This window comes from Cupriavidus sp. DL-D2 (genome assembly GCF_039710735.1).
Classification (GTDB): Bacteria; Pseudomonadota; Gammaproteobacteria; order Burkholderiales; family Burkholderiaceae; genus Cupriavidus.
In genome coordinates this window covers 1-2,362 of record NZ_JBDKXK010000125.1, presented here as the reverse complement: position 1 = coordinate 2,362, position 2,362 = coordinate 1, and the positions used below count along the sequence as shown (strand labels likewise).

The window sequence follows — 2,362 nt, the reverse complement described above, 5'->3', positions numbered from 1 at the left end:
TGGTGGAGCCGGCGGGAATCGAACCCGCCGCATCATTTGCCGCAAGATATTGATCTGATTATATTTTCGCCGGCTCGGGAGAAAGCTTGGGCGCCATTTGGGCGAACCATGAAAAACGGGGCCGAAGCCCCGTTGCTAACACCCCAGCGCGGTATATTCACCGCTTCAGTTCGGTTCCCGAGTGGGAATCGAACCGGCGTCCGGCGTGACTCCACCGTCGTCTGCCTTCCAGGCATTGAGCCGACGCGCGATTTCTTCTGCGTAAGCCAGCCTCTGTTCCAGTGAGGCGAAGTCGCCATTCACGTACAGGCGCACGTCATGAGTGAAGTCGTCGCTTTCCACGAAGACACTGCGATCATCATCGTAGCCGGCCTTCCACGGGCCGTTTTCCGTTACCTTCATCCAACCTCCTAGGAAATGACGTCAGGGCCGGTCGATGCGGCGTAAGCCTTGATCTTGTTGCATCGATCGAGCGGTGGCAATTCTAGCGTTCGGCGCTGCGCCGGCGTTGGCGCGTCCATCCGCTGAGCGAGGCAGGCGCCGGCCAGAACCTCAGCCGGGCAGAGGTCGTCGAACTCGTCGACTCCAGTGAACCAAAATGCGTACGGGGAGATCCGCTCCGCCCGCTCCAGCCTCTCGACGAGCGCGAGTACGACGGCGGGGTTGGCGGCCTCTATAAAGTCTGCCGCTTCGCTGCTGAGCATGTTCGCTATTTCGACGCGACCAATGACTTCGCTGCCGCTGGGCAAATCCTCACAGACGATGTAACCGTCTACCGACCAAGGCTGACCGCCCGCCGCGCGCGCGGCCGTCTTGATCTGTTCCAGGTCGAGATTCATGTCAGTCAGGTTTCCGAGGTTCGTGGAGCTTTGCCTTGTCGCCGCACACTGCGTAGATCGGCAGGTTCCCGAGGTGCTTGGCGTCCCAGATCGCATGGACGCCATCTCGGTATGGGGTATCGATGTACTTGTCATCCCAGATCGGGCCCTGCTCTCGACCGCCTTGCACGCGAGTGCGGCAGATCTCGACCGTCAACTCGCCGCGCGTCTTATTGCAGTTCTCGTCTTCCCGGCGGACATCGAACTCGTCGAGAGGGAGCACCAGGCAATAGGCGCACTCCCGGCTTTGCCATGTCTTGCCAGTCTTGACCCACCTCAGTTCTAGGCGCGGGGCCGGTAGATCTCTTGCGTCAATGAGTGCCATCTCTTCTCTCCGTACCTGTTTCTGCGAGCCGCCAAGCGCGGCGGGTCGTCTCAATGATTCGTTCTGCTGCTTGTTCCACTAATTATTGGTTTTGAATAATTCGGACTAAACGGCCTCGGCGGCAAAGCCCTTGCCAATGCGCCGCCCCGTTTTATCGCGAAGGTGCGCAGGAGCTTGGGCGAGCGGCACCCATTCGAAGAGGTTCCGTCCGCTGCTGCCAACAACGTACGATCCCTTGTACGGGCCGGTCTTGACCCGTTCGAAAATGCGCACGTGCTCGACGCCTCGGATCATCTTTCGGTCGCCGACCTGCGGCTTGGGCCGGCGCTCTCCGCCGACGGTGATGTGTATGCGCATCAGTCGGCCCTCCGGAACTCGACGACCCAGACCCACGGGTTGGCGGCCCAAGCGCCGGCGCCGTTGATGCTGTCCCAAAGGGACCTGTAGCTTTCGCGAGGGTCTCGATGAAAGTTGGCGGGCGTCACGCCGTCCGATTCATAGAATGCGGTCCTATACGGCCACCAACCGGAGTAGTGTGGTGCGATCCCCTCCGCAATTGCATCTTCCTCGCTGCAGTCGTTCAACCGCTCGACACGACTGCCCATTACATCTGGCACGACGCGAGCTGCGGCGCGCGGCATGAATATCGCTGGCCTGAGCCACCATCCGGGCAGGACACTGCCGCGGTCTTTCGCCAAGGGCACATCCGGTTCATCGGCCGCGTACTGGTAGGCGCGATCGCATTCCAGCGTCATGTCGATGAAATGCCATTCGTCGCGGCGCTTCTTGGCGCTGTAGCGTGTCACCCATCGACCGAAGGCGTAGTACGTCTCGCGCACCCACAGACGGTCGCCGGGGCGACCATAGGGGCAATAGAACTGCACGTCGCCGTCTTCGTCTCCGAACCAACCAGAGCCGGGAATCTCTAGGGGCCGTTGCCCATAGTCGCTGGGGTCCTGAATGGCGGTGACGAAGCTCAGTGCTGCCTTCTCTGCTGGCTTGCAGATTCGCCGCGTCTGCGTCTTCCGGCCGTCGAGGATGGCGCGCACCATGGCGCCGCTGAAGAGGATAGGGCGTTCTTTCATGCTCCTTCCCCCTCCGCCCCGCCATTCCACGCAGACGGGGCGGCGAATCCGCTCCGCTTTGCAGAGGTAGCCAT

Annotated in this window: 5 protein-coding genes; all 5 read right to left on the bottom strand. The window is 61.4% G+C overall.

Features of this window, described 5'->3' with window-relative positions; genetic code table 11:
- Window positions 1–165: 165 nt before the first annotated feature.
- Window positions 166–402 carry a hypothetical protein gene (locus ABDB81_RS30265; RefSeq protein WP_346814402.1) on the bottom strand — a complete coding sequence of 79 codons (237 nt, stop codon included), beginning with the start codon at window positions 400–402 and terminating at the stop codon, window positions 166–168.
- A gap of 8 nt (window positions 403–410) precedes the next feature.
- Entirely contained in the window at window positions 411–839 is a 429-nt protein-coding gene (locus ABDB81_RS30260; RefSeq protein ID WP_346814401.1) for a hypothetical protein, read from the bottom strand.
- A 1-nt stretch (window position 840) separates the two neighbouring features.
- Complete coding sequence (locus ABDB81_RS30255; protein WP_346814400.1) at window positions 841–1,203, bottom strand: hypothetical protein; 363 nt, start codon at window positions 1,201–1,203, stop codon at window positions 841–843.
- A gap of 105 nt (window positions 1,204–1,308) precedes the next feature.
- Window positions 1,309–1,560, bottom strand: a complete 252-nt coding sequence (locus ABDB81_RS30250) for a hypothetical protein (RefSeq protein ID WP_346814399.1) — start codon at window positions 1,558–1,560, stop codon at window positions 1,309–1,311.
- A partial coding sequence (locus tag ABDB81_RS30245; RefSeq protein WP_346814398.1) for a hypothetical protein occupies window positions 1,560–2,362 on the bottom strand: 803 nt, incomplete at its 5' end. The genes ABDB81_RS30245 and ABDB81_RS30250, both read right to left, overlap by 1 nt.

Bases quoted from the DNA above. Each gene is read 5' to 3' on its own strand.
- ABDB81_RS30265 (WP_346814402.1), bottom strand. From the start codon at position 402: ATGAAGGTAACGGAAAACGGCCCGTGGAAGGCCGGCTACGATGATGAT.
- ABDB81_RS30260 (WP_346814401.1), bottom strand. From the start codon at position 839: ATGAATCTCGACCTGGAACAGATCAAGACGGCCGCGCGCGCGGCGGGC.
- ABDB81_RS30255 (WP_346814400.1), bottom strand. From the start codon at position 1,203: ATGGCACTCATTGACGCAAGAGATCTACCGGCCCCGCGCCTAGAACTG.
- ABDB81_RS30250 (WP_346814399.1), bottom strand. From the start codon at position 1,560: ATGCGCATACACATCACCGTCGGCGGAGAGCGCCGGCCCAAGCCGCAG.